General features: G+C 49.8%; 20 protein-coding genes. 12 read left to right on the top strand and 8 right to left on the bottom strand.

Annotated elements, in window-relative coordinates; translation table 11 throughout:
• Nucleotides 1-114: 114 nt before the first annotated feature.
• The 4 genes from C8D90_RS12540 to C8D90_RS12520 all read right to left on the bottom strand — a co-directional run bounded on the left by C8D90_RS12540 (nt 115) and on the right by C8D90_RS12520 (nt 4,925).
• On the bottom strand, nt 115-1,095 hold the full coding sequence (locus C8D90_RS12540) for a FaeA/PapI family transcriptional regulator (protein WP_115458787.1): 981 nt from the start codon (nt 1,093-1,095) through the stop codon (nt 115-117).
• 1,230 nt (nt 1,096-2,325) lie between these two features.
• Nucleotides 2,326-2,829, bottom strand: a complete 504-nt coding sequence (locus C8D90_RS12530; protein ID WP_115458785.1) for a helix-turn-helix transcriptional regulator — start codon at nt 2,827-2,829, stop codon at nt 2,326-2,328.
• Nucleotides 2,830-3,615: 786 nt separating this feature from the next.
• Entirely contained in the window at nt 3,616-4,098 is a 483-nt protein-coding gene (locus C8D90_RS12525; protein ID WP_115458784.1) for a hypothetical protein, read from the bottom strand.
• Nucleotides 4,095-4,925 (bottom strand): winged helix-turn-helix domain-containing protein, encoded by an 831-nt coding sequence (locus C8D90_RS12520; protein ID WP_115458783.1) that lies wholly within the window; start codon nt 4,923-4,925, stop codon nt 4,095-4,097. The genes C8D90_RS12525 and C8D90_RS12520 overlap by 4 nt, the downstream gene beginning before the upstream one ends.
• A gap of 551 nt (nt 4,926-5,476) precedes the next feature.
• Here C8D90_RS12520 and C8D90_RS12515 point away from each other — a divergent pair.
• Nucleotides 5,477-6,031 (top strand): LuxR C-terminal-related transcriptional regulator, encoded by a 555-nt coding sequence (locus C8D90_RS12515; RefSeq protein ID WP_115458782.1) that lies wholly within the window; start codon nt 5,477-5,479, stop codon nt 6,029-6,031.
• 131 nt (nt 6,032-6,162) lie between these two features.
• On the opposite strand, the gene C8D90_RS12510 is transcribed toward C8D90_RS12515, so the two are convergent.
• From C8D90_RS12510 to hpaR, 4 genes are all read right to left on the bottom strand, one after another.
• Nucleotides 6,163-7,647, bottom strand: a complete 1,485-nt coding sequence (locus tag C8D90_RS12510; RefSeq protein WP_115458781.1) for an EAL domain-containing protein — start codon at nt 7,645-7,647, stop codon at nt 6,163-6,165.
• Between the two features lie 508 nt (nt 7,648-8,155).
• Nucleotides 8,156-8,344 carry a DUF4762 family protein gene (locus tag C8D90_RS12505; RefSeq protein ID WP_147291358.1) on the bottom strand — a complete coding sequence of 63 codons (189 nt, stop codon included), beginning with the start codon at nt 8,342-8,344 and terminating at the stop codon, nt 8,156-8,158.
• A gap of 515 nt (nt 8,345-8,859) precedes the next feature.
• Complete coding sequence (locus C8D90_RS12500) at nt 8,860-9,327, bottom strand: GNAT family N-acetyltransferase (RefSeq protein ID WP_115458779.1); 468 nt, start codon at nt 9,325-9,327, stop codon at nt 8,860-8,862.
• Nucleotides 9,328-9,800: 473 nt separating this feature from the next.
• Complete coding sequence (gene hpaR, locus C8D90_RS12495) at nt 9,801-10,256, bottom strand: homoprotocatechuate degradation operon regulator HpaR (protein WP_115458778.1); 456 nt, start codon at nt 10,254-10,256, stop codon at nt 9,801-9,803.
• Between the two features lie 382 nt (nt 10,257-10,638).
• Here hpaR and C8D90_RS12490 point away from each other — a divergent pair, with 382 nt between their 5' ends.
• From C8D90_RS12490 to hpaA, 11 genes are all read left to right on the top strand, one after another.
• Nucleotides 10,639-11,271 (top strand): fumarylacetoacetate hydrolase family protein, encoded by a 633-nt coding sequence (locus C8D90_RS12490; protein WP_115458777.1) that lies wholly within the window; start codon nt 10,639-10,641, stop codon nt 11,269-11,271.
• A complete protein-coding gene (locus tag C8D90_RS12485) occupies nt 11,268-12,035 on the top strand; it encodes a fumarylacetoacetate hydrolase family protein (protein ID WP_115458776.1) in 768 nt (255 codons plus the stop codon). Before C8D90_RS12490 ends, C8D90_RS12485 begins: the two co-directional genes overlap by 4 nt.
• The gene (hpaE, locus tag C8D90_RS12480) at nt 12,032-13,498 is read left to right on the top strand and encodes a 5-carboxymethyl-2-hydroxymuconate semialdehyde dehydrogenase (protein ID WP_115458775.1); all 1,467 of its coding nucleotides are present in this window, start codon (nt 12,032-12,034) and stop codon (nt 13,496-13,498) included. The genes C8D90_RS12485 and hpaE overlap by 4 nt, the downstream gene beginning before the upstream one ends.
• 169 nt (nt 13,499-13,667) lie before the next feature.
• Complete coding sequence (hpaD, locus tag C8D90_RS12475; RefSeq protein WP_115458774.1) at nt 13,668-14,531, top strand: 3,4-dihydroxyphenylacetate 2,3-dioxygenase; 864 nt, start codon at nt 13,668-13,670, stop codon at nt 14,529-14,531.
• A 16-nt stretch (nt 14,532-14,547) separates the two neighbouring features.
• Entirely contained in the window at nt 14,548-14,934 is a 387-nt protein-coding gene (locus C8D90_RS12470; protein ID WP_115458773.1) for a 5-carboxymethyl-2-hydroxymuconate Delta-isomerase, read from the top strand.
• Nucleotides 14,935-14,956: 22 nt separating this feature from the next.
• Nucleotides 14,957-16,195: a Bcr/CflA family multidrug efflux MFS transporter gene (locus C8D90_RS12465; protein WP_115458772.1), complete on the top strand. Its 1,239-nt coding sequence runs from the start codon at nt 14,957-14,959 to the stop codon at nt 16,193-16,195.
• A complete protein-coding gene (locus C8D90_RS12460) occupies nt 16,188-17,660 on the top strand; it encodes an NAD-dependent succinate-semialdehyde dehydrogenase (RefSeq protein WP_196238508.1) in 1,473 nt (490 codons plus the stop codon). Before C8D90_RS12465 ends, C8D90_RS12460 begins: the two co-directional genes overlap by 8 nt.
• Nucleotides 17,660-18,463: a 2-oxo-hept-4-ene-1,7-dioate hydratase gene (gene hpaH / locus C8D90_RS12455; protein ID WP_115458770.1), complete on the top strand. Its 804-nt coding sequence runs from the start codon at nt 17,660-17,662 to the stop codon at nt 18,461-18,463. The genes C8D90_RS12460 and hpaH overlap by 1 nt, the downstream gene beginning before the upstream one ends.
• A 24-nt stretch (nt 18,464-18,487) precedes the next feature.
• Nucleotides 18,488-19,297 (top strand): 4-hydroxy-2-oxoheptanedioate aldolase, encoded by an 810-nt coding sequence (gene hpaI, locus C8D90_RS12450; RefSeq protein ID WP_170143778.1) that lies wholly within the window; start codon nt 18,488-18,490, stop codon nt 19,295-19,297.
• A gap of 42 nt (nt 19,298-19,339) precedes the next feature.
• The gene (gene hpaX / locus C8D90_RS12445) at nt 19,340-20,716 is read left to right on the top strand and encodes a 4-hydroxyphenylacetate permease (RefSeq protein WP_115458768.1); all 1,377 of its coding nucleotides are present in this window, start codon (nt 19,340-19,342) and stop codon (nt 20,714-20,716) included.
• Nucleotides 20,717-20,820: 104 nt separating this feature from the next.
• On the top strand, nt 20,821-21,711 hold the full coding sequence (gene hpaA / locus C8D90_RS12440; RefSeq protein ID WP_115458767.1) for a 4-hydroxyphenylacetate catabolism regulatory protein HpaA: 891 nt from the start codon (nt 20,821-20,823) through the stop codon (nt 21,709-21,711).
• The last annotated feature ends 36 nt before the right edge of the window (nt 21,712-21,747 follow it).

Raw genomic sequence — 21,747 nt, 5'->3', positions numbered from 1 at the left:
CTGAGTTTTTATAACTGCAATGAGAGAACGGTTGTACTCTTAACCAATGAGTGATTCCAGGATGCAGTATATATCTGGTTCTTTTTTTCTGCTCATTGCGCACCTTCTGATTGGTTAAAGTAAGTTCAGTTGCCAGCACAATGTGTTGTTACGACCTCTCCCGGAACGGATACGTTGAACTTTCCCCGTATTGGCCAGTTGATTAAGCATGTACCTCATACTGTAAATACTGATGTCCATTGCATTCGCAATTTCACGTGTTGTTAACCAAACATCATTTGCTGTGGCATCCGTTGTTGTGTGTTTTAGCGTCAGAGATTGCATGATCTCAATAATACGTTTTTGCTCGTATTTATCGACGGCCTGGGTAAATGCCGGAATATCTTCCATTGTATCATTAGAATATTCCGCACATTTAATTTCATGCGGATACGCAGTTCCGCTCTGCGATTTATATATAAGCTTGAGCCATTGGACAAAATCAGAGCTATGCTGGATATGAAATCGTTTCATAATGCCCCGGCGAAAATTACTGATTGATTTAGTCTCACAACCCGTCAGAACAGCGATTTCTTTCGTGCTTAAACCAGCCTGCAGATAATTCAGAATCTGTTCGTCCCGCGAGGTCAAAAGATATTTGCCAGGGCAAGTTCCGCAATCTTTAATTTTCGCGTGTTTCGCGCCACTTATTTTATCGTCCAGGTACATCCAGTATAACGATCTCCGGATTGATGACAGGGCATCATTCAGGTAAACTACGGCATCAATAACGGGGCAATGAAAATTCCTGTCATAATCCTCCCTGCGGGGATAAATGAGTAGCGTTTTAATTTTTAAAACCTTAGCTTTAAACCCTTCATCCAGTTTGAATTTTGAGCAATCGAACCAATCAAAGACCCTTTCGCCGGGCATGCTTTCATAAATAATTAAATCAATGTTATTGATACCTTCTTTTATTTCAGATATTGAATGAACCTTATTAGCACTCACCTCAATGAACAACTCCTGAAGCAATGAGAGCATTCCCTGGAACAAAAAATTATTTTCTGTTGCTATATATACATTCGGGTGTAAAGACTTATCATAGCGCAACATATATCCCCCTGAGCACTAAATAAAACATTTCAAATTTACATGAATGTTGGAAATGAAAGTCACTGTATGTTTGAACAACACAAGATAATTTTCCTGACAAACAAAATGCTTTTATCTCCCCTACTCAGAGTAGTAAAGAATCCTTAGGCATTATTCTATTAATATACACAAATTGCTTAGTTTAGTTAACAGCCTGTAGCACGATTTTTATTTCTATGCAAAAAATAGGATTATTCATGATGCCATGATGATCTTTGATTGTGATGAACATTGAGGCACTAAGGCTATAAAAACTATTAATGTTTCTGTTTTTCAAAAAACAATAACGGCTCATCATGGAGTTATATGGAGAATGCCGGGGCAAAGAAGAGTGAACCAATGGGCAGCTAAAAAATACTACTCTGAAGAGTGGCTAAAGATATAAAAACACTTAAACAGGAAATAGAAATAAAGCCACGCTCCATAGATAACGAACACCAATAATTCCACTCGTTCTAGGCAGAGCTCCACCATTATGCGTGTATCACCCCGGCCAGCGCCGCCGTGCATCGCAGCGCCTTTTCGGGTAGCGGTTATGCCACCGTTGAGGGGCAACCCCATTGCGGTATAGCCATTTTCCTGCCCACCCCGTTGCAGAACGGGTAATCCCCAGCAAATTTATTCAGTTTCATTTTTAATTACAACATAGTATATATAAAACATATAGATTCGCTTTACGTCTAGGAAAGATAATATCTGGTGGTATTACATTTTCAATCTTTTAAATTTATCTAATTACAAATATACTGATAACAACTTAAAAACAAAAGAAATAGAGTGGTTTATTCCGTCTCTATGTTAAATTCTGGGGTGATGAGTCAATCAAATGCAAACATATAAAATGATTAACCAATGAAAGGTAAAAATCCGATACATTGGATGGGATAATTCCATTGGATTTTTTATTTCAAGGAAAATTCTTATATCAGGGAATGAAAACATGCTGTTTTAGCGTACCTGCATCGAGAGATTAATACCTATAAAGAGGTGTATGAAAATGTGACTGAGAATAATTTTTATACAAAATAACCAGCAGTAATTCACATCTGGGATACAGGATAGTGTATTGTATGATCTAAACGAAGGTTCGCGATGGTTTCAGAAATGTAAATTTTGGCGCATATTAGTATAAAACATCTTGTGATATTGAGAAGTCTCCCTTAAAAACAGAGCCATATACCTGATCCTGTCTTACCATACAAGAATGGCCTTCATACGAATACATAATTTTTTTTCTAATGAGTACAGTAAACCGTAGACTCGTTTCTTATTGGTATATAGTCGATGGGATATCTCTTTCACGGAGTTACCAGCCAGGTAGAGATCGAGTACCTGCAATTCTACCTCTGTTAACTTTTTCCTGCCCGGGTGATTAAATTCCCGGGCATAATTAAGGCTCAAAAATCGGTAGCTATCCCTAATTGAAACTTTTTTCGTAATTTTTCCAGAAACACTCATCCAATAATTAGCCAGTGCTTCCATGTATCTGTCATATATTAAAATGATATGCATTGCGGTTTTTTCAAGGAAAATTATCCATTCGTTATTTGTGAATAGCTTTATATTATATATTGAAAAATCAACAAAAATTTGCTCATCAAATTTATGATTGCAGAATTTGCTTTTCAAGAGGTCAGTTAATCCTGATTTTAAAAAAAGATTTCGGTTTGGCCATATAACAAAATGACTTTCCATAGTCTTTAAACCCTTGGGGACATATGTAAAAAGTTAAATAAAGCGAGTTATATATTCAGAAGAGGATATACATTTCAGCCAAATCAATTATGAGTAAGAAAGCATTCTTCCAGTTTCCTCTCAGGATTTTAGGATTCATACCCGTTTAAGTAAATAGAATTTTCATTCCTCAATCAGCATAATTCTGATGAAAATTCCGATAGTTAATTTTAGGAATAATTCTTCCCTTTGGATGGTTTGGTTTATTTTCAATTATTAGTCCCATAAAAATAGGATTTTAAAGAATTAAAATCTAGGAGCAATTACCATTTATTTGAGATTTTTACCATCAAATTGACATTGTCAGAAATGGAAAATAGCACTTAATGCTAAAAATGGAATTTCGGTAAATTACCTGTCACAAGATAAGTCCTCAGGATTTAGGCTTCTCATACACAGACGCAGGCCCGATACTGTGTTCAGGGAAGTCACCGGCCCAAACCCTGCCGCGCACTTAGATCTTCGTCAGAGTAAGGCAAAGACATACGTCCGGATCTTGGTGAAGTCGTTTTTGTTAAAGACGTTAGATAGCAGCTAAAGAGGGTTATCTGCGCAGCATAGAAAAGCAGCGAAGGCTGCGCACATTGCCCGCCTTAGCAACGAAGTATGGACTGTTAATCGATAACTTCCCTCACACTGGGTTAGGGGAGAACCATCCCTGGAGGCAAAGCCAAATTCTCTCTATACAGATCGTCGTCTGCGATACAGTTTTACGGTAACCCAGTTATACACAATGGCACCTGCAACTTAATCAGTGCGTTGGCAGATCACAATAGGGATTTTGCCAATACCTATGAATTTGTTACCACTTGGTTGTGTATATATATGGTAAATCGCTTGTCTTTTCTCACCCTTCAAAATGTAAGGCATCAACATTTGAGTAAAATCGGGATCATCAAGCACCTCCTGAGGCTCAATAGATGATTTTAAAAACTGGAAAAAATATAAATTCCCATTCTTTTTTATTGCCAGTTCATTGTATATTCTAACCAGTTTTTTATTTCCAAGCTTATCTCTATATACCCCCAACATCGTTGCAGCACCTTTACCATTAGCACTAACCAACTGAATAGAGCCAATGTAATATTGGTCATTCGGAGAAATGTTAAATGGCGCTCTACAACTAAAATCACTCTCTTTCCATTCCTTATAAAAATACTGGGATACATATAAGCAAAAAGTAATAATAAATAGAGCAATACTGAAAATCATCAGGCGCTTGTTATTCATAGATGGCCTCTCTTATATATCGTAATACAAACCTGCTCTGCCGAGCTATCCCCTGTCTGAGAACAAGCCAAGGCACGAACGGTATTTTCATGCTCGAATATAGTGACATAACGAATAGGATATACTGAGCATGAAATATTGTTCTCAGTGACTTTTCCCCATAATGCCTGAATGGCTGATATTTCAGTTTTTTTCTCAATAAAATTATTTGTCATGTTATTATTTACGTAGTATTTACAGCCTTCCAGTTCTTTATAATAAGTGAAATTATCAGACAGGATGGCGTGTTTATTTTTAGACGTCATATTCATAATAAAAAGCATCAGCAACAGAAATGACAAAATAAAAAGCAGGTTTGGGATAAAATATCTCCATTTTAAAAAGCCAAATCGTGAGAACACTCTGCTGCTCTTTACTTCAGAAGTATCGCTAGCTACAGGCGTTGCCATTGTAATATCAGCTAATGTATTTGACTTGTTGCTTTGATCCTTGATTACATTAACCTGCGAATTTTTATTAAAAATAAAACCTTTTCTTGGTGCGGTAATAATATAGTCTTGATTAGTACCAGAGACTTCTTTAAATGCTTTTCTGATCAACAGAATATTTTGATAAAGAGTATTAGGTGCTGGCTCTTTTTCATCATCACTCCACCCACTTTTGTATAACTCATCATGAGTAACCAATCTTCGATTCAGCAACAAAGTTTCCAGGCAACGAGCTGCCGGAGTGTTAAGCGTGGTTTCCTTCCCGGTTATCGTATCCTTGACGGTATTTTTCTCTGGTAAGAATAAGTATCTATTATCAATAAAAAATCGGTGTTTCATAAAGAGTGTCCTCTTTTATGCTTAAGTGTAGTAACCCTTTCCATAAATCTAATTCCGGCACTCATCACGGAGCCAACCACAGATTGATATTTAGTAAAAATAGGCGCTAACCACAACCTTTTTACCTTCTGACAAGCAGATAATGCATTTCTCATGATCTTAAAGATGATCTTAAAAATTAATAAAATCAAATGGTTGATGTGTTGATCCTGCTGCTTGAGATGATAAATCTTCTAAAAAAAATGACCATCCCTTAAATTACTGATCATGTAACATAACCCATAAGTTAATCACAACCGGATCTGTACCGTGAGTATCTGAACACGATATGAAGGCCGCGATTTTTTATCATTGAGTTATATTGTCTGACCATCAGGATGATAAAAATAAGCAAGTGGGGAAACCAGAGTACCCATGGATATTTATTTTCTTAAATTGAATCCTGAATCTAATTGTAATTATCAGGGTTGAACTCGCATGAGGCTTAAGTATTTTTTAATGTTCAACTGTATCCGCTGTAATTCTGGGTTCAGAGTAAAGGATATTAACGCATGACCGGCAAAATACACGCCCCAAAAAATATAATTATCTGGCCAGAAGACAATTATTTTTTCAAACTGGCACTTAGTAACATGCTTAGCCATGGTGTTAATGTAGACCATTATCATGGAATCATTTTTGTTGATTTCTCTATAGAGAATCTTCTCTACTTCATTCATGATGAATGGATTAATTTTTTATCTAATTACAATATGCGTATTGTTTTGCTTTCTGATAATGAAATGTTGCCAATGGCCAGATATTGGGTCAATAAGGAGTGGCGTATTGTTAGTGTTTTGGATATAACGGAAGGGATGGAGAATATATCGCGTGAAATACGTAAAATCATACAGTTTAAAACAATTCCCTCCCCTAAAGGTAAGACAATTTCAGAAAGAGAAATAAATGTTTTACGCTATTTATATCAGGGAAAATCGATAGCTGACATCGCCCGCTCACTCAAGTGCAGCAATAAAAGCATATACAGCAGTCAGTATTCTCTGTGTAAAAAATTTGGTGGCCTGGTTAGATTAGGAGACCTGCGTTTTAAACATCAGGCGCATTAATTTTTTTCTTACATTAAGTACGCTATGAAGTTTATACGTCTCTTTTGTAACAGTGATCTCCCTCCACTGAACCGTACCAGATTGAACTGGAGTAATCGGCCTATTTTTCATCACGTCTGTTTTCGGTACTTTTACCTTAAAGTTAGTTTATTAATAGGTACTGGCTTAGAGAAATAGTATCCCTGAAAATAGTCGACTCTTTTTTTCTTAAGGTATTCAACCTGAAATTGTGTCTCGACACCTTCTACGACCACTTTTATATTAAGTGTTTTTGCCATTTCTATAACATAGTCAATTATCTTTTGTGATCCACTATCGGGACTAAGCCCATTAATAAAAAGTTTATCAATTTTAATTATGTCAATTGGCAGCGCACTTAGATAGTTTAAATTAGAATGTCCTGTCCCAAAGTCATCCAACGCTATGTCTATATGATTTTCTTGTAACTGCCGCAAGGTTTCTTTAAGCTGAGATACCCTTTCAAAGGGTTCTCTTTCCAATATTTCTGCTGTCAGTCTAATTGTGCCAGGAGGGAATTTTTTTATAAATGCCCGGCACTCATCAAGAAATTCTGGCTCCTGAAGATGCGCGGTTATGAAGTTAAAACCCACATGAAAAGGCTGTAGCTGGCCTTCAAGCTTTTCAGGCAGCTCCTTACCCACTTGTGCCATTAATTTTTTTGTAAGCGGAATAATGAGACCACTCTGTTCTGCCAGGGGAATAAAATTTTCCGGTGATATAACTTCTCCAGATGGGGATATCCATCTGGCAAGCACTTCAACCCCATAAGTACCATATGAATTACTATGAACGATTGGTTGATACCACGGAATGATTTCTCCTCTGTCAATTGCTTTAGACAGGTTTTCATAAAGACTTGGGGAGTGTAAAATGTATCGCCATAGCAGAACGCCTACGATTATAGAAAGTATTGCTGACAGTAATAAAGAAACCCATCCATCAGTGATAAATTTGTAAGAGAAAATGTTGAATGCGGAATAAAAGGACACGGCGATAGGGTATTTTTTTGATTTAATAATCACATATCCCGTTTCCAACAAACTTGCACCCGATGATTTAATGTCATTATCAATCAGTAAATCCATATGGTGCTGAGCATTAAAAAAATGCATTATTTCAGATATCCACGCAGTACTCAGGCTGGTAACTATGATGCCTTGCGGGTATTGTGTCTGGAGAACTATTGCATCAATACCAGGTGAAACTGTATTATTCTTCACTATAGCTAAACTACTATTAATAAAGCCGGCGTAGCTTTTATTTATTGCATCCATATCGCTGAATGATGAACAATATATTTTTCTCCCTTTGTAAAAAGCAATAAGCCTGATATGTCTGGCACTGATAACGATCCTTTCTAATTTTGTTCGTACTTGCATAGAACATGGTTCTGATAACAGAACAGAAGCCTGATCGGCCGTGTTTTTAGCCTCATCAAGCAGCGTCTCTACACTATTTAATGTCTTATATGCTGTTTGCATACTCCTTCGCTGCTCTAGGCTAATAACCTGGTACCAAGTCAGAATCATGCCACAGATGAGCACAGAAATAGCACTGATGACAGTAATGATAATTTTGGCTTTGTAGTGAGTCATTTATGTCCCCAGATCACTCCTGTCATTAGTGGAATAATCATAGTACATACTTAGTATCGAAGCACTTTGCGAAACATTAAGGTAGCGATCAGCCAATTCTTAGCGCGCAAGACAGAATATGATGCGGTGATCTATGCCACGCAAAGCGAGGTTGATGTTAGCCGGGTGATTTGGTTGCCTGTGCTGGAGTGAGGTGAGCTTTACTGATGAGCCAGTGCCACGTAAACGAGATTCAGCAGGCCGTTCTGGCCGGAATGTGCCGCCCGCCCGGAGCCGTCGAACCCGCGCTAAGATGCGGTATGAACATTTGGCGATCCGTGAGGCGATTATGGGCAGTTATAAAATGCATTACGAACGGCAAGGTAACGTTCTGACCTTACTGCGAACAGGGTTTAGTGCGAAAATTGCTTCTGCGCAATAATATCCCTGGTGCTGTCTTAACACCCTCCTCCTGTCTTCACTCGCGGAGTGATTTTCAGAAAGAGGAGGATGTCAAATTATCAGAGAATTACGCTGGCTTATCTTCTTCTTTGCATTTGAATGTTTCAGTTACAACAGATGCAACGTTACCGTGCTTATCTGTGCATGATTTTACTCTATCGCAGTTAAGCCCTTCAGTTTCGACGATTTCAACGGTACAAGTCTGCGCCGCGCCGCCAATAATTTCACTTGCTTGCTCAATAGTTAACAAATCCATGGATATCTCCTTGCTTAATTTATTTGATCTTAACTTGCTGAATGCCATGGGGACATTAACACTCATCTTTAACAAATTCATGTATATACTCCAGGGGAACAGATAAATTAAGAAAAAGGACAAAAGATAAATCTTATTTTATGACTTTCCGGGGAGACGATGCATATTTAATATACTAAATATAAGCAGGTTTTTTTCCTGAGCAGATAACAGAGAATTCTGTGAGGATATCTCTGCGGGTTTTCGGGCCAGTAACCCCTGATTGCCTCGTATTCATCCTTTGACATGTAGCAACGCTCAGACGCAACGACAGCCATAAGCCGGTGAACAGGTCATCGTCATCGGGGGAACGCCGTTTTCGGCCATCCCTGGACGGCGGTGAACCTGAACGGCTGACTGCGTACGCGATATCTTCAGAGACTGACTCCACGGCTTCCTTCAGGATTTCATTTTCTCCCTGACAGGCGCTGAAGCTCACGGATGTCCGTCACATTTGATTAGAAACAGGGCTGTGATTACTTTTGCATATCTTTTGTGAAGATCACTTTATCTTCATTGATAGCATAGTAATTACGTATTCTGGCCTCATTGATGAAGCCTTGCTTGCTATAAAAAGCACGAGCCGCGCTAAAATCGATAAGGCTTGATGTCTCGACTAACAATAGTCTGGCATGTTTATTTCTTAATTCTTTTTCGACCTGATTAATCAGGGCCTGGCCGACGCCCTGACGCTGAGAGGAAGGACTGATCCAGAGCATCAATAAATTCCAGACATCACTGGTCATTACTTCCGGGGCGCAATATGCAATGCCCGCGAGGCCTTGTTGTTCAGCGCTAAACCATAGCTCATCTGATTCACCAGAGAAATAATTTTTGAGTGTGTCCCGTACATGTAATAAACCTTCATCATCAAACTGACCACTTTCCTGTAGCATAGCGAGTAATGGTTCGGCATCAGAAGGTTCGACTGGGCGAATAAGCATAGAAATTCCTTTTTACACAGGAGAATTGAAACTACCGGTTTGAATTGTATACCAGATAGAAGCCAAACCGGTGTAAAAGTATCAGAATCAGGTAAATAACATATGTATTGACGCTGATAATGTATTTGTGGGCGGGTTAATTCGCCTGATTCATACTAAATGGATATGCATTCATTTTCAGAAATAAAAAAGGCTTATGCTAAACAACAAATTAATGGAGAAATCACTGAATGCCATCGAATCGCGCAATAGCGTGCTCAGGGCCGCTATCAATAAACGCAACGTGTGCCCCGGTTATGGAGGGTTATTTATCTGGCGATACACGCCGCCCAGAAAAACGGAACATACCGACCGTAACTGGCGGCTGACACTGAGTCGTTTTATTCTCGGGTTTGGTGACCGTCTGAGCGATCACCTTTAATACAGGGGCGGTTACACCGATTTATTTACAGGCTCCTGGTTTTTAACATCTCTCAGGCGCTTTGCCCTGTTTTCGCCTTCACCAGCCCATCCGCGGTTTCCCCCAGTGCGATGAGCTCATCCAGCAATGCCGTCAACTGCGCCATTTTCTCTTGCGAAAAGGCTGCTTCAATAGCGCTGTAACCCTCTTCAACCTGCACGCGCGCCCGCTCGTAGAGTGTCTGCCCCTGCTGGGTGAGAGAAACATACAGCTTGCGCTGATCGTTAACCGGCTTCAGGCGGAAGATCAGCCCGTCACGTTCCATGCGCGACAGAATTCCCGTCAGACTGGGGCGCAGGATACAGGTTTTGCAGGCCAGCTCATGAAAATCAACGGAGCGGCTGTCGGCCAGAACGCGGATGATACGCCACTGTTGCTCAGTCAGGTTGTGACTCTTCAGTATCGGGCGAAAAAAGCCCATCGCAGTTTCCCGCGCCTGCAACAGGGCAATTGTCAGTGATTCATGCATAAGTTATCAAAGCTCATCAAATAACCGCCGTACGTCGGCGGTACATATGCTCTCAGTATATGCTGCGATTGTACAGAAGCCAGCCAGCCAGCGCCTTTTTGTTAAATTCCGCCAAAAATCATTAATAACGAAATGATTTTTTCTGATCCCGCGTCGTGGTTAATCAAAAGTTAAAGTAAAAATTATGCGTAGTTTTTATTAATTCAGCTATCTCTTTGTATTTAAGTAAAATTATTACTTGTTTGTAAAAAATATGTTGCTTTGATCACAGATCTGGTCGACAAGGTTGCTTAAATGTTATGTGAGGGATAAAACATGATCATTAACATATTAATAATTGTGGCGCGCTATCGCCAGCAGTTTTATGACGAAGGAGTTATGAATGAAAGGCACCGTCTTTGCCGTTGCGCTCAATCACCGGAGCCAGCTGGACGCCTGGGATGATAAGTTCCGTCAGGCGCCTTACCAAACCCCACCCAAGACGCCGGTTTGGTTTATCAAACCGCGTAACACCGTGATTCACGGCGGAGACGCCATTCCGCATCCCGTCGGTGAAGAAGTGATGAGCGGCGCGACGTTGGCGTTGGTGGTCGGAAAAACGGCGCGCAAAGTGGCTGCGGATCAGGCGCAGGCGTTCATCGCCGGATTTTCTCTGGCTAACGAAGTCAGCCTGCCGGAATCCAGTTTCTATCGTCCGGCGATTAAAGCCAAGTGCCGGGACGGCTTCTGCCCGCTGGGCGAGCTGGTGAACCAGCCGCTGGCGGACACACTGGACATCATCACCGAGATCAACGGCAAAGAAGTCGATCGCTGGTCAACGGCCGATCTGGTGCGCTCCGCCGCGCAGTTGCTGAGCGCGCTGAGCGATTTCGCCACTTTGCAGCCCGGCGACGTCATTCTGCTCGGCACCCCGCAGCAGCGGGTCGCGATCAAACCCGGTGATCGCGTGACCGTACGCGCCGCCGGATTCCCCGCGTTAGAAAACACCGTCGTACTGGCAGGAGGTCAGGCATGAAGCACGCCCGCGTTCACTATCAGGGCAAAACCCTGAACGTTACCGTTGATGAAAATGAAAACATCATCCTGCCGGACGGCATGAAGGTCAGCGGCGATCAGGTTCAGTGGTTGCCGCCGGTGGAAGGGGGAACCCTGTTCGCTCTGGGGCTGAACTATGCCGATCACGCGGCAGAGCTGGAGTTCAAAGCGCCGGAAGAACCGCTGGTCTTTATCAAGGCGCCAAACAGCCTGACCGGTCACCGCCAGGTATCTGTACGCCCGGACAACATTGAGTATATGCATTACGAGTCCGAACTGGTGGTGGTCATCGGCAAAACCGCGCACAAAGTACCGGCGGAAGAGGCGATGGACTACGTAGCCGGGTACACCGTCTGTAACGACTACGCCATTCGCGACTATCTTGAAAACTACTACCGTCCGAACCTGAGAGTGAAAAGCCGTGACACGCTGACGCCGATCGGGCCGTGGATGGTTGATCGGGATGACGTGGCCGATCCGCACAACCTGGCGCTCAGCACCTGGGTTAACGGTGAATTGCGTCAGCGCGGCACCACCGCCGATCTGATTTTCAACGTTCCGTTTCTGATTGCTTACCTGAGCGAATTTATGACGTTGCAGCCCGGCGACATGATCGCCACGGGCACGCCGAAGGGGCTGTCAGACGTGAAACCCGGCGACGAAGTGGTGGTGGAAGTGGAGGGCGTGGCCCGCCTGGTCAACCGCATCGTCAGCCAAGCAGAATATGAGGAGAGTCTGGGATGAAGAAGGTAAATCATTGGATTAACGGTAAAAACGTCGTCAGCAAAGACTATTTCGAAACGACCGACCCGGCAACCGGCGAGGTGCTGGCGGAAGTGGCTTCCGGCGGTGAAGAAGAGATCTCTCAGGCCGTTGCAGCGGCGAAAGAGGCGTTTCCCAAGTGGGCCAATCTGCCGATGAAAGAGCGTGCGCGCCTGATGCGCCGTCTGGGCGATCTGATCGACCAAAACGTGCCGGAAATCGCCGAGATGGAAACCCGCGATACCGGTTTGCCGATCCACCAGACCAAAAACGTGCTGATCCCGCGTGCGTCGCACAACTTTGAGTTCTTCTCTGAAATCTGCCAGCAGATGAACGGCCGCACCTACCCGGTCGACGACAAAATGCTGAACTACACCCTGGTACAGCCGGTGGGCGTGTGCGCGCTGGTTTCGCCGTGGAACGTTCCGTTCATGACGGCAACCTGGAAAGTGGCGCCGTGCCTGGCGCTGGGCAATACCGCAGTGCTGAAGATGTCCGAACTTTCCCCGCTGACCGCCGATCGCCTCGGCGAACTGGCGCTGGAAGCCGGCATTCCGGCGGGCGTGCTGAACGTGGTGCAGGGCTACGGCGCCACGGCGGGCGACGCGCTGGTGCGTCATCATGACGTGCGGGCCGTTTCCTTCACCGGCGGCACCGCGACCGGCCGCAACATCATGAAAAATGCCGGCCTGAAGAAATACTCCATGGAGCTGGGCGGCAAGTCCCCGGTGCTGATTTTTGAAGACGCCGACATTGAGCGCGCGCTCGACGCCTCCCTGTTCACCATCTTCTCCATTAACGGAGAACGCTGCACCGCCGGTTCGCGCATCTTCATCCAGGAAAGTATTTATCCTGAATTCGTTAAGCGCTTTGCCGAACGCGCCAACCGTCTGCGGGTCGGCGATCCGCAGGACCCGAACACGCAGGTAGGCGCGCTGATCAGCCGCCAGCACTGGGAGAAAGTGTCCGGCTACATCCGCCTCGGCGTTGAAGAGGGCGCCAAACTGCTGGCCGGCGGCCCGGACAAGCCGGGCGATCTGCCGGCTCACCTGCAAAACGGCAACTTCCTGCGCCCGACCGTACTGGCCGACGTAGACAACCGCATGCGTGTGGCACAGGAAGAGATCTTCGGGCCGGTGGCCTGCCTGATCCCGTTCAAAGACGAAGCGGACGGCCTGCGCCTGGCGAACGATGTGGAATACGGCCTGGCTTCCTATATCTGGACGCAGGACGTCGGCAAGGTGCATCGCCTGGCGCGCAGCATTGAAGCCGGCATGGTGTTCGTTAATACGCAAAACGTACGTGACCTGCGTCAGCCGTTCGGTGGTGTAAAAGCTTCCGGTACCGGGCGCGAAGGCGGTGAATACAGCTTCGAGGTGTTCGCCGAAATGAAGAACGTCTGTATCTCCATGGGGAGTCATCCGATTCCGCGCTGGGGTGTGTGACAGACACGATATCCGTTGACGAAACCGGACATTCCTTACCCTTCCTCCGCCGCCTGTCGCGGGCGGAGGAAAACCCTACCGTTACGGTTTTGCGCGGGCTTTAGTCATCCGGGAGAAGGCATCTCCCCACTAACCAAAGAAAACCAACCGAGTTTTCAAGTGAGGATGTATGGGTAAATTAGCATTAGCTGCCAAGATCACACACGTACCGTCTATGTACCTGTCGGAAATGCCGGGGAAACATTTCGGTTGCCGTCAGGCCGCTATCGACGGTCATAAAGAGATTGGCCGCCGTTGCCGCGAGCTGGGCGTCGACACCATTATCGTGTTCGATACCCACTGGCTGGTCAACAGCGCCTATCACATCAACTGCACCGATCATTTTGCCGGCGTCTATACCAGCCACGAGCTGCCGCACTTCATCCGTGACATGCGCTATGAATACGACGGCAACCCGGAACTGGGCAATATGATCGCGGAAGAAGCCTGCACCGCGGGCGTTCGTGCTCAGGCGCACAATATCCCCAGCCTGGACCTGGAATACGGCACTTTGGTTCCGATGCGCTACATGAACGAAGACCGCCACTTCAAAGTGATCTCCATCTCTGCGTTTTGTACCGTTCACGCCTTTGAAGACAGCCGCAAAATGGGCGAAGCCATCCTGCGCGCCATCGAGAAATACAACGGCACCGTGGCCGTACTGGCCAGCGGCTCCCTGTCGCACCGCTTTATCGACGATCAGCGCGCCGAGCAGGGCATGCACAGCTACACCCGTGAGTTCGACCATCAGATGGACGAGCGCGTGGTCAAGCTGTGGAAAGAAGGGCGTTTCAAAGAGTTCTGCGAAATGCTGCCGGAATACGCGCAGTACTGCTTCGGCGAAGGCAACATGCACGACACCGTGATGCTGCTCGGCATGCTGGGCTGGGATAAATATGACGGCGAGGTGGAGTTCATCACCGACCTGTTCGCCAGCTCCGGCACCGGCCAGGTGAATGCGGTGTTCCCGCTTCCTGCCCGCCTTGCAGCCTGATATCTGAGGAGTTGATATGCCGCATTTCTATGCTGAATGTACCGAGAATATCCGTGCAGAAGCAGATCTTCCGGGATTGTTCGCCAAAGTAAATGAAACGCTGGCCGGCACCGGCATCTTCCCCATCGGGGGGATCCGCAGCCGCGCCATCTGGCTGGATACCTGGCAAATGGCCGACGGCAAGAACGATTACGCCTTCGTCCATATGACGCTCAAGATCGGCACCGGGCGCAGCCTGGAAAGCCGGCAGCAGGTGGGGGAGTTGCTGTTTGGCCTGATCAAACAGCATTTCGCCGGCCTGATGGCGCAGCGCTACCTGGCGCTGTCGTTTGAGATTGAAGAACTGCATCCGGTGTTGAATTACAAGCAAAACAACGTTCATGCACTGTTCAGCAAGGAATAATTGTTAGCCAGGAGTGTGTTGCATGCCGTCGCCCTTTACCAATCGTCCGCCGCGCTGGCTGATCCCGTTGCTGGGGTCGCTGGTGGCTTTCGGTCCGCTGTCGATTGATATGTACCTGCCCGCGCTGCCCGCCATGGGCGAGCAACTGCAGGCGACGCAGGGGCAGATGCAACACTCACTGGGTGCTTTTTTCGCCGGTTTTTGTATCGGCATGCTGTTATACGGGCCGCTCAGCGACCGCCTCGGGCGGCGCAAATTACTGTTGAGCGGCATGTTGATGTTCGTCGGCGCCAGCGTGTTGTGCACCCAGGTTACCGACGTACAGCATCTGGTGGTGCTGCGTGCGTTGCAGGCGTTTGGCAGCGGCGCCGCGGTAGTGATGGCGCGGGCAATCGCCCGCGATGTTTACCCGGCGGACGCCTTGCCGCGGGTGTTGTCGCTGATGACGCTGGTCACGATGGTCGCCCCTTTGCTGGCGCCTTTACTGGGCGGTGCGTTGCTGACGATATTCAACTGGCAGGCCATTTTCTGGCTGCTGACGATTGTCGGCTGCGTCAGCGGAATTCTGGTGTTGCTGGTATTGCCGGAGACGCTGCCGCAGCAGGGCGATGGCGGCGAAGAGAAAGGTAAGGTGCTGGCGGCGTTTCATAATTATTGCCTGCTGGCACGCGATCGGCAGGCGATGGGCATCATCGGCACGCTGGCGTTTTCGTTTGCCGGGATGTTCGCCTTCATCAGCGGATCGCCGTTTGTTTATATCTCCTATTTTCAGGTGCCGGCGCAGTATTACGGACTGCTGTTCGGCTGCAACGTAGTGGGCATGATTCTGGTCCTGCTGCTGAACGTGCGCATGCTGAAAGTCTATAGCCTGCCCCGTTTACTGATGATTCAAAGCAGCGCCCAACTGATTTTTGGCGCGTTGCTGCTTGGCTTCCACCAGGCCGGGCTGGCGGTGATTGTCATATTGGTGGTGTTGTTCATCTCGCTGGTCAACGCCATTGGCGCCAACAGTTTGTCGTTGCTGTTGCAACAGCGGGGAAAACAGGCGGGCAGCGCCAGCGCCCTGGCGATTTCACTGCAGTTTGGCATGGGCGCCCTGGCCAGTCTGGCGGTGTCCTGGTTGCAGGATGAAACGCCGTTCGCCATGACGCTGGTTATGGCGGTATGCGCGTTGTTGAGCTGGCTGAGCCAGAGAGTGGCTGCCGTGCGTCTGAGTTCCGAAATTCATCGGGTGTCATCCGGAGAAAAGAATAATGAGTAATGTGAGTTCGTCATTGTTGCGTCAGCAGGCCTACATCAACGGGCAGTGGGTTTCCGCCGAAGACGGGGCCGTGTTCGAGGTGACTAACCCCGCCAACGGCGAGGTGATCGCCAAAGTGAGCGACGCCGGCGCGGCAGAAACCAAGCGCGCCATCAGCGCGGCGCAGCAGGCGCTGCCGGCCTGGCGCGCGCAAACCGCCAAGCAGCGCAGCCAGATTCTGCAACGCTGGTTCCGTCTGATGATGGACAACCAGCAGGCGCTGGCGGAGCTGCTCAGCCTGGAGCAGGGGAAACCGCAGGCCGAAGCGATGGGAGAAATCGCTTACGGCGCCAGCTTTATTGAGTGGTTTGCCGAAGAAGGCAAGCGCGTTTACGGTGAAACCATTCCGTGCCCGCTGCCGGGCCGCCGCATCAGCACCATCAAACAACCGGTGGGCGTGGTAGCCGCGATCACGCCGTGGAACTTCCCTAACGCCATGATTACCCGCAAGGTCGGGCCGGCACTGGCGGCGGGCTGTACCGTGGTACTCAAGCCCGCAGCGGAAACCCCGCTTTCCGCTCTGGCGCTGGCCGTGCTGGCGGAAGAGGCCGGCGTGCCGGCGGGCGTGCTGAACATCGTACCGGGCCTGGATGCCGCGGCGATCGGCGGCGTGCTGACGCAAAGCCCGGTGGTGCGCAAACTCTCCTTCACCGGCTCCACCCGCATCGGCAAGCTGCTGATGGCGCAAAGCGCGGAGACGGTGAAAAAACTGTCGCTGGAGCTGGGCGGCAACGCGCCGTTCATCGTGTTCGACGACGCCGATCTGGACGCCGCGGTGCAGGGGGCGCTGGCGGCCAAGTTCCGCAACAGCGGTCAGACCTGCGTATGCGCCAACCGTATCCTGGTGCAGGCCGGCGTCTATGACGAATTCGCCAAACGCCTGTCGCAGGCCGTGCAGGCGCTGAAGGTAGGGCCGGCGACCGATCCCGCTTCCCAGCAGGGGCCGCTGATCAATCAGGCCGCGGTGGATAAAGCCAAAGCCCATATCGCCGATGCCCTGTCGCACGGCGCCAGCCTGGTGACCGGCGGTGATTCCCATTCGCTGGGCGGCCTGTTTTTCCAGCCTACCATTCTGCGCGACGTGGATGAGTCGATGCGCATCGCCCATGAGGAAACCTTCGGGCCGGTGGCGCCGCTGATTAAGTTCCACGATGAAACCGGCGCGATCAGGCTGGCGAACCAAACCGAATCCGGGCTGGCGGCGTATTTCTACTCCCGCGACATCGGCCGTATTTACCGGGTGGCGGAGGCGCTGGAAAGCGGCATGGTCGGCATCAACGAGGGGCTGATTTCCAACGAAGTCGCGCCGTTCGGCGGTATCAAGCAGTCCGGACTGGGGCGCGAAGGTTCCCGTTACGGCATCGAAGATTATCTGGAAGTGAAATATCTCTGTTTTGGCGGTCTTGAAGCCCCGGGAGCAAAATAATGTTAGACAACGACGTCATTCACCGCATTGCGCAACGTCTCAATCAGGCGGAAAAGAACCGGGAGCAGATCCGCGCCATTTCGCTCGATCATCCGGAGATCACCATCGAAGACGCCTACGCCGTGCAGCGTAAGTGGGTGGAGATGAAGATCAATGAGGGGCGTAAGCTGGTCGGTCATAAAATCGGCCTGACGTCGCGCGCGATGCAGATCAGCTCGCAAATTACCGAGCCGGATTACGGCGCATTGCTGGACGACATGCTGTTCGGCGAAGGCTGCGAAATCCCGACCGATCGCTTTATCGTGCCGCGTATTGAAGTCGAGCTGGCCTTTATCCTGGCGAAGCCGCTGCGCGGGCCGAACTGCACCATTTTTGACGTGTATAACGCCACCGATTATGTGATTCCCGCGCTGGAGCTGATCGACGCGCGTTGCCACAACGTCGATCCGGAAACCGGCCGGCCGCGCAAAGTGTTCGACACCATTTCCGATAATGCCGCCAACGCCGGCGTGATCATGGGCGGGCGCCCGATCAAGCCGGACGCGCTGGATCTGCGTTGGATCAGCGCCCTGCTGTACCGCAACGGGGTGATCGAAGAGTCCGGCGTCGCGGCGGCGGTGCTGAACCATCCCGCTAACGGCGTGGCCTGGCTGGCGAACAAACTCGCGCCTTACGACGTGCAGCTGGAAGCCGGGCAGATCATCCTCGGCGGCTCGTTCACCCGCCCTGTGCCGGCGCGCAAGGGGGATTCTTTCCATGTTGATTACGGCCCGATGGGCGCCATCAGCTGTCATTTCGTCTGAGGAGGCCCGATGACAACGCCAATTTTGCATAACGCATTCAAACAGGCCCTGAAAGAGGGCAAACCGCAAATCGGTCTGTGGCTCGGCTTGTGCAGCAGCTACAGCGCTGAGCTGCTGGCCGGCGCCGGTTTCGACTGGTTGCTGATCGACGGCGAGCATGCGCCGAATAACGTCCAGACCGTACTGGGCCAGTTGCAGGCGATTGCGCCGTACCCCAGCCATCCGGTGGTGCGTCCTTCCTGGAACGACGCGGTGCAGATCAAGCAGTTGCTGGACGTCGGCGCGCAAACGCTGCTGGTGCCGATGGTGCAAAACGCCGAACAGGCGCGCGAAGCGGTGCGCGCCACGCGCTACCCGCCGAACGGTATCCGCGGCGTCGGCAGCGCGCTGGCGCGGGCTTCGCGCTGGAACCGGGTGCCGGGCTATCTGCAAAACGCTGACGCCGAAATGTGTGTGCTGGTGCAAATCGAAACCCGCGAAGCGATGAAAAACCTGCCGCAAATCCTGGATGTTGAAGGGGTAGACGGCGTGTTCATCGGACCGGCGGATCTGAGCGCGGATATGGGGTATGCCGGTAATCCGCAGCATCCGGAGGTGAAAGCCGCCATTGAGCAGGCGATCGCCATGATCAAAGCCGCGGGCAAAGCGCCGGGCATTTTGATGGCCGCGCCGGAAGCGGCTGAGCATTACCTGAAACTGGGGGCGCTGTTCGTGGCGGTGGGCGTTGATACCACGCTGCTGGCGCGCGCCGCTGAAGCGCTGGCTGCCCGTTTCGGAGCCGGTAACCAGGCTGACAACAACAACGACGCGCAGGCTTCATCGGGCGTTTATTAATCGCTTGCGGGAGCAAGCCGGCCATAATAAGAGGGAAGCACGATGAGCGATTCACCGACCATAGCGAAAGGTGCGGCAAATCCGGCCGACCAACACAGGCAACTCAGCGCGCAGCAACAATCGGTAATTAATAAGCTGTTTCGCCGTGTCATTATTTTCCTGTTTGTCTTGTTTGTTTTTTCATTTCTTGACCGCATCAACATCGGGTTTGCCGGCCTGACCATGGGGAAAGACCTGGGGCTTAACGCCACCATGTTCGGCCTGGCTACGACGCTGTTTTACGTGACCTACGTGATCTTCGGCATTCCCAGCAACATCATGCTGGGGATCGTGGGCGCGCGGCGCTGGATCGCCACCATCATGGTGTGCTGGGGCCTGGCTTCAACGGCGACGATGTTCGCGACCGGCCCCACCAGCCTGTACATCCTGCGTATGATCGTCGGCATCACCGAGGCGGGTTTCCTGCCGGGCGTGCTGGTGTATCTGACCTACTGGTTCCCGGCCTACTTCCGTGCCCGCGCCAACGCGCTGTTCATGGTGGCGATGCCGGTAACGATGGCGCTGGGGTCGGCGGCGTCCGGCTACATCATGTCGATGGACGGCATTCTGGACCTGAAAGGCTGGCAGTGGCTGTTCCTGCTGGAAGGCTTCCCGTCGGTGCTGCTGGGGATCATCGTCTGGATTTATCTGGACGATACGCCGGCGAAAGCCAAGTGGCTGACGGATGAGGACAAGAAAACCCTCAAAGAGATGATGGACGCGGACAAGCTGGATCTGGTGCAGCCGGAAGGCGGCCTGAGCCACTCCGCCCTGCAGAAAACCAGCATGTGGCGTGAAATTTTCACCCCGGTGATCATTCTGTACACGCTGGCGTATTTTTGCCTGACCAACACGCTGAGCGCGGTGAACATCTGGACGCCGCAGATTCTGCAAAGTTTCAACCAGGGCAGCAGCAACATTGTGATCGGGCTGCTGGCGGCGATTCCGCAGGTGTGTACCATTGCCGGCATGGTGTGGTGGAGCCGGCGCTCCGACCGCCTGCAGGAACGTAAGATGCACACGGTTCTGCCCTACCTGTTTGGTGCGGTGGGGTGGCTGCTGGCTTCGGCGACCAGCCACAGCATGATCCAACTGCTGGGGATTATCATGGCGTCGGTCGGCTCCTTCACCGCGATGGCGATCTTCTGGACCACGCCGGACCAATCGATCAGCCTGCGGGCCAGGGCGGTGGGGATCGCGGTGATCAACGCCGTGGGCAACATCGGTTCCGGCATCAGCCCGCTGTTGATCGGGTGGCTGAAGGATCAGACCGGCAGCTTTAACTCCGGCCTCTATTTTGTGGCGGGGTTGCTGGTGCTCGGCGCCTTCCTGGTATGGATGATTCCGATGAACGCATCCAGACCGAGGGCGACGCCTTAACGGGATAAATGTAAAACGGGATAAGTGTAAGACGCAGAAGGTGGCCCGACGGGCCATCTTCTGCCATAAAAGATCCAACCGATTTCTTCCCCCTGGAGGTTCCGGTGTCCGAAAAATCCATTACTAACATCGACATCAGTAAAGACTACGACGAAACTCAGGGAACGGACGACGTTCATTACCAATCCTTTTCCCGCATGGCGGCCTTTTTTGGGCGCGACATGCAGGCGCATCGTCACGATCGCTTTTTCCAGATGCATTTTCTCAACACAGGGCAGATCGAGCTTCAGCTCGACGATCAACGTTTTTCCGTGCAGGCGCCGCTGTTTGTGCTGACGCCGCCGTCCATGCCTCACGCCTTTTTCACCGAACCGGACAGTGACGGGCACGTGCTGACCGTCCGTCAGGAGCTGATCTGGCCGCTGCTGGAGATTCTCTACCCGGGAACCCGCGATGCCCTGGGAGTGCCGGGGATCTGCCTGTCGATGGCGGATAAGCCGGAGGAGCTGGAGGCGTTGGGGCATTATTGGGCGCTGATCCAGCGGGAATCCACCGCCAAGCTGCCCGGTCATGAACATACTCTGACCCTGTTGGCGCAGGCGGTTTTTAACCTGCTGCTGCGCAACGTTCCGCTCAACGATCACCCCACCTGCGGCGTTCGCGGCGAACTCAAGCAGTTTCAGCGCTTTAACCAGATGATCGACGAAAATTATTCGGAGCACTGGTCTGTACCCGAGTATGCCCAGCGGTTGGGAATCACCGAATCGCGGCTGACGGATATGTGCCGCCGTTTTGCCAACCGTTCGCCCAAGCGGCTGATTTTCGATCGCCAACTGCGCGAGGCAAAACGCCTGCTGTTGTTCAGCGACAGTGCGGTGCATGAAATCGCCTACCAGCTGGGCTTCAAAGATCCAGCCTATTTCGCCCGCTTTTTTAACCGCCAGACCGGCTGCTCGCCCAGCGCGTTTCGGGCCAGCCAGATTCCGGTGTCATGATGCCGTTTCCCCGCCGGCGCGGGGAAACAGTGTTAA

The organism is Enterobacillus tribolii, from assembly GCF_003363015.1.
GTDB lineage: Bacteria > Pseudomonadota > Gammaproteobacteria > Enterobacterales > Enterobacteriaceae > Enterobacillus > Enterobacillus tribolii.
The sequence above is the reverse complement of the archived record's forward strand: the minus strand, read 5'-3'. Positions and strand labels throughout refer to the sequence as shown.

What these genes read in the sequence shown, in the direction of transcription:
- hpaH (WP_115458770.1), top strand. Translation starts at nt 17,660, where the DNA reads ATGTTAGACAACGACGTCATTCACCGCATTGCGCAACGTCTCAATCAG.
- C8D90_RS12470 (WP_115458773.1), top strand. Translation starts at nt 14,548, where the DNA reads ATGCCGCATTTCTATGCTGAATGTACCGAGAATATCCGTGCAGAAGCA.
- C8D90_RS12460 (WP_196238508.1), top strand. Translation starts at nt 16,188, where the DNA reads ATGAGTAATGTGAGTTCGTCATTGTTGCGTCAGCAGGCCTACATCAAC.
- C8D90_RS12540 (WP_115458787.1), bottom strand. Translation starts at nt 1,095, where the DNA reads ATGTTGCGCTATGATAAGTCTTTACACCCGAATGTATATATAGCAACA.
- C8D90_RS12505 (WP_147291358.1), bottom strand. Translation starts at nt 8,344, where the DNA reads ATGGATTTGTTAACTATTGAGCAAGCAAGTGAAATTATTGGCGGCGCG.
- C8D90_RS12525 (WP_115458784.1), bottom strand. Translation starts at nt 4,098, where the DNA reads ATGAATAACAAGCGCCTGATGATTTTCAGTATTGCTCTATTTATTATT.
- hpaD (WP_115458774.1), top strand. Translation starts at nt 13,668, where the DNA reads ATGGGTAAATTAGCATTAGCTGCCAAGATCACACACGTACCGTCTATG.
- C8D90_RS12500 (WP_115458779.1), bottom strand. Translation starts at nt 9,327, where the DNA reads ATGCTTATTCGCCCAGTCGAACCTTCTGATGCCGAACCATTACTCGCT.
- C8D90_RS12465 (WP_115458772.1), top strand. Translation starts at nt 14,957, where the DNA reads ATGCCGTCGCCCTTTACCAATCGTCCGCCGCGCTGGCTGATCCCGTTG.
- C8D90_RS12490 (WP_115458777.1), top strand. Translation starts at nt 10,639, where the DNA reads ATGAAAGGCACCGTCTTTGCCGTTGCGCTCAATCACCGGAGCCAGCTG.
- C8D90_RS12515 (WP_115458782.1), top strand. Translation starts at nt 5,477, where the DNA reads ATGACCGGCAAAATACACGCCCCAAAAAATATAATTATCTGGCCAGAA.
- hpaE (WP_115458775.1), top strand. Translation starts at nt 12,032, where the DNA reads ATGAAGAAGGTAAATCATTGGATTAACGGTAAAAACGTCGTCAGCAAA.
- C8D90_RS12485 (WP_115458776.1), top strand. Translation starts at nt 11,268, where the DNA reads ATGAAGCACGCCCGCGTTCACTATCAGGGCAAAACCCTGAACGTTACC.
- hpaR (WP_115458778.1), bottom strand. Translation starts at nt 10,256, where the DNA reads ATGCATGAATCACTGACAATTGCCCTGTTGCAGGCGCGGGAAACTGCG.
- hpaX (WP_115458768.1), top strand. Translation starts at nt 19,340, where the DNA reads ATGAGCGATTCACCGACCATAGCGAAAGGTGCGGCAAATCCGGCCGAC.
- C8D90_RS12530 (WP_115458785.1), bottom strand. Translation starts at nt 2,829, where the DNA reads ATGGAAAGTCATTTTGTTATATGGCCAAACCGAAATCTTTTTTTAAAA.
- C8D90_RS12510 (WP_115458781.1), bottom strand. Translation starts at nt 7,647, where the DNA reads ATGACTCACTACAAAGCCAAAATTATCATTACTGTCATCAGTGCTATT.
- C8D90_RS12520 (WP_115458783.1), bottom strand. Translation starts at nt 4,925, where the DNA reads ATGAAACACCGATTTTTTATTGATAATAGATACTTATTCTTACCAGAG.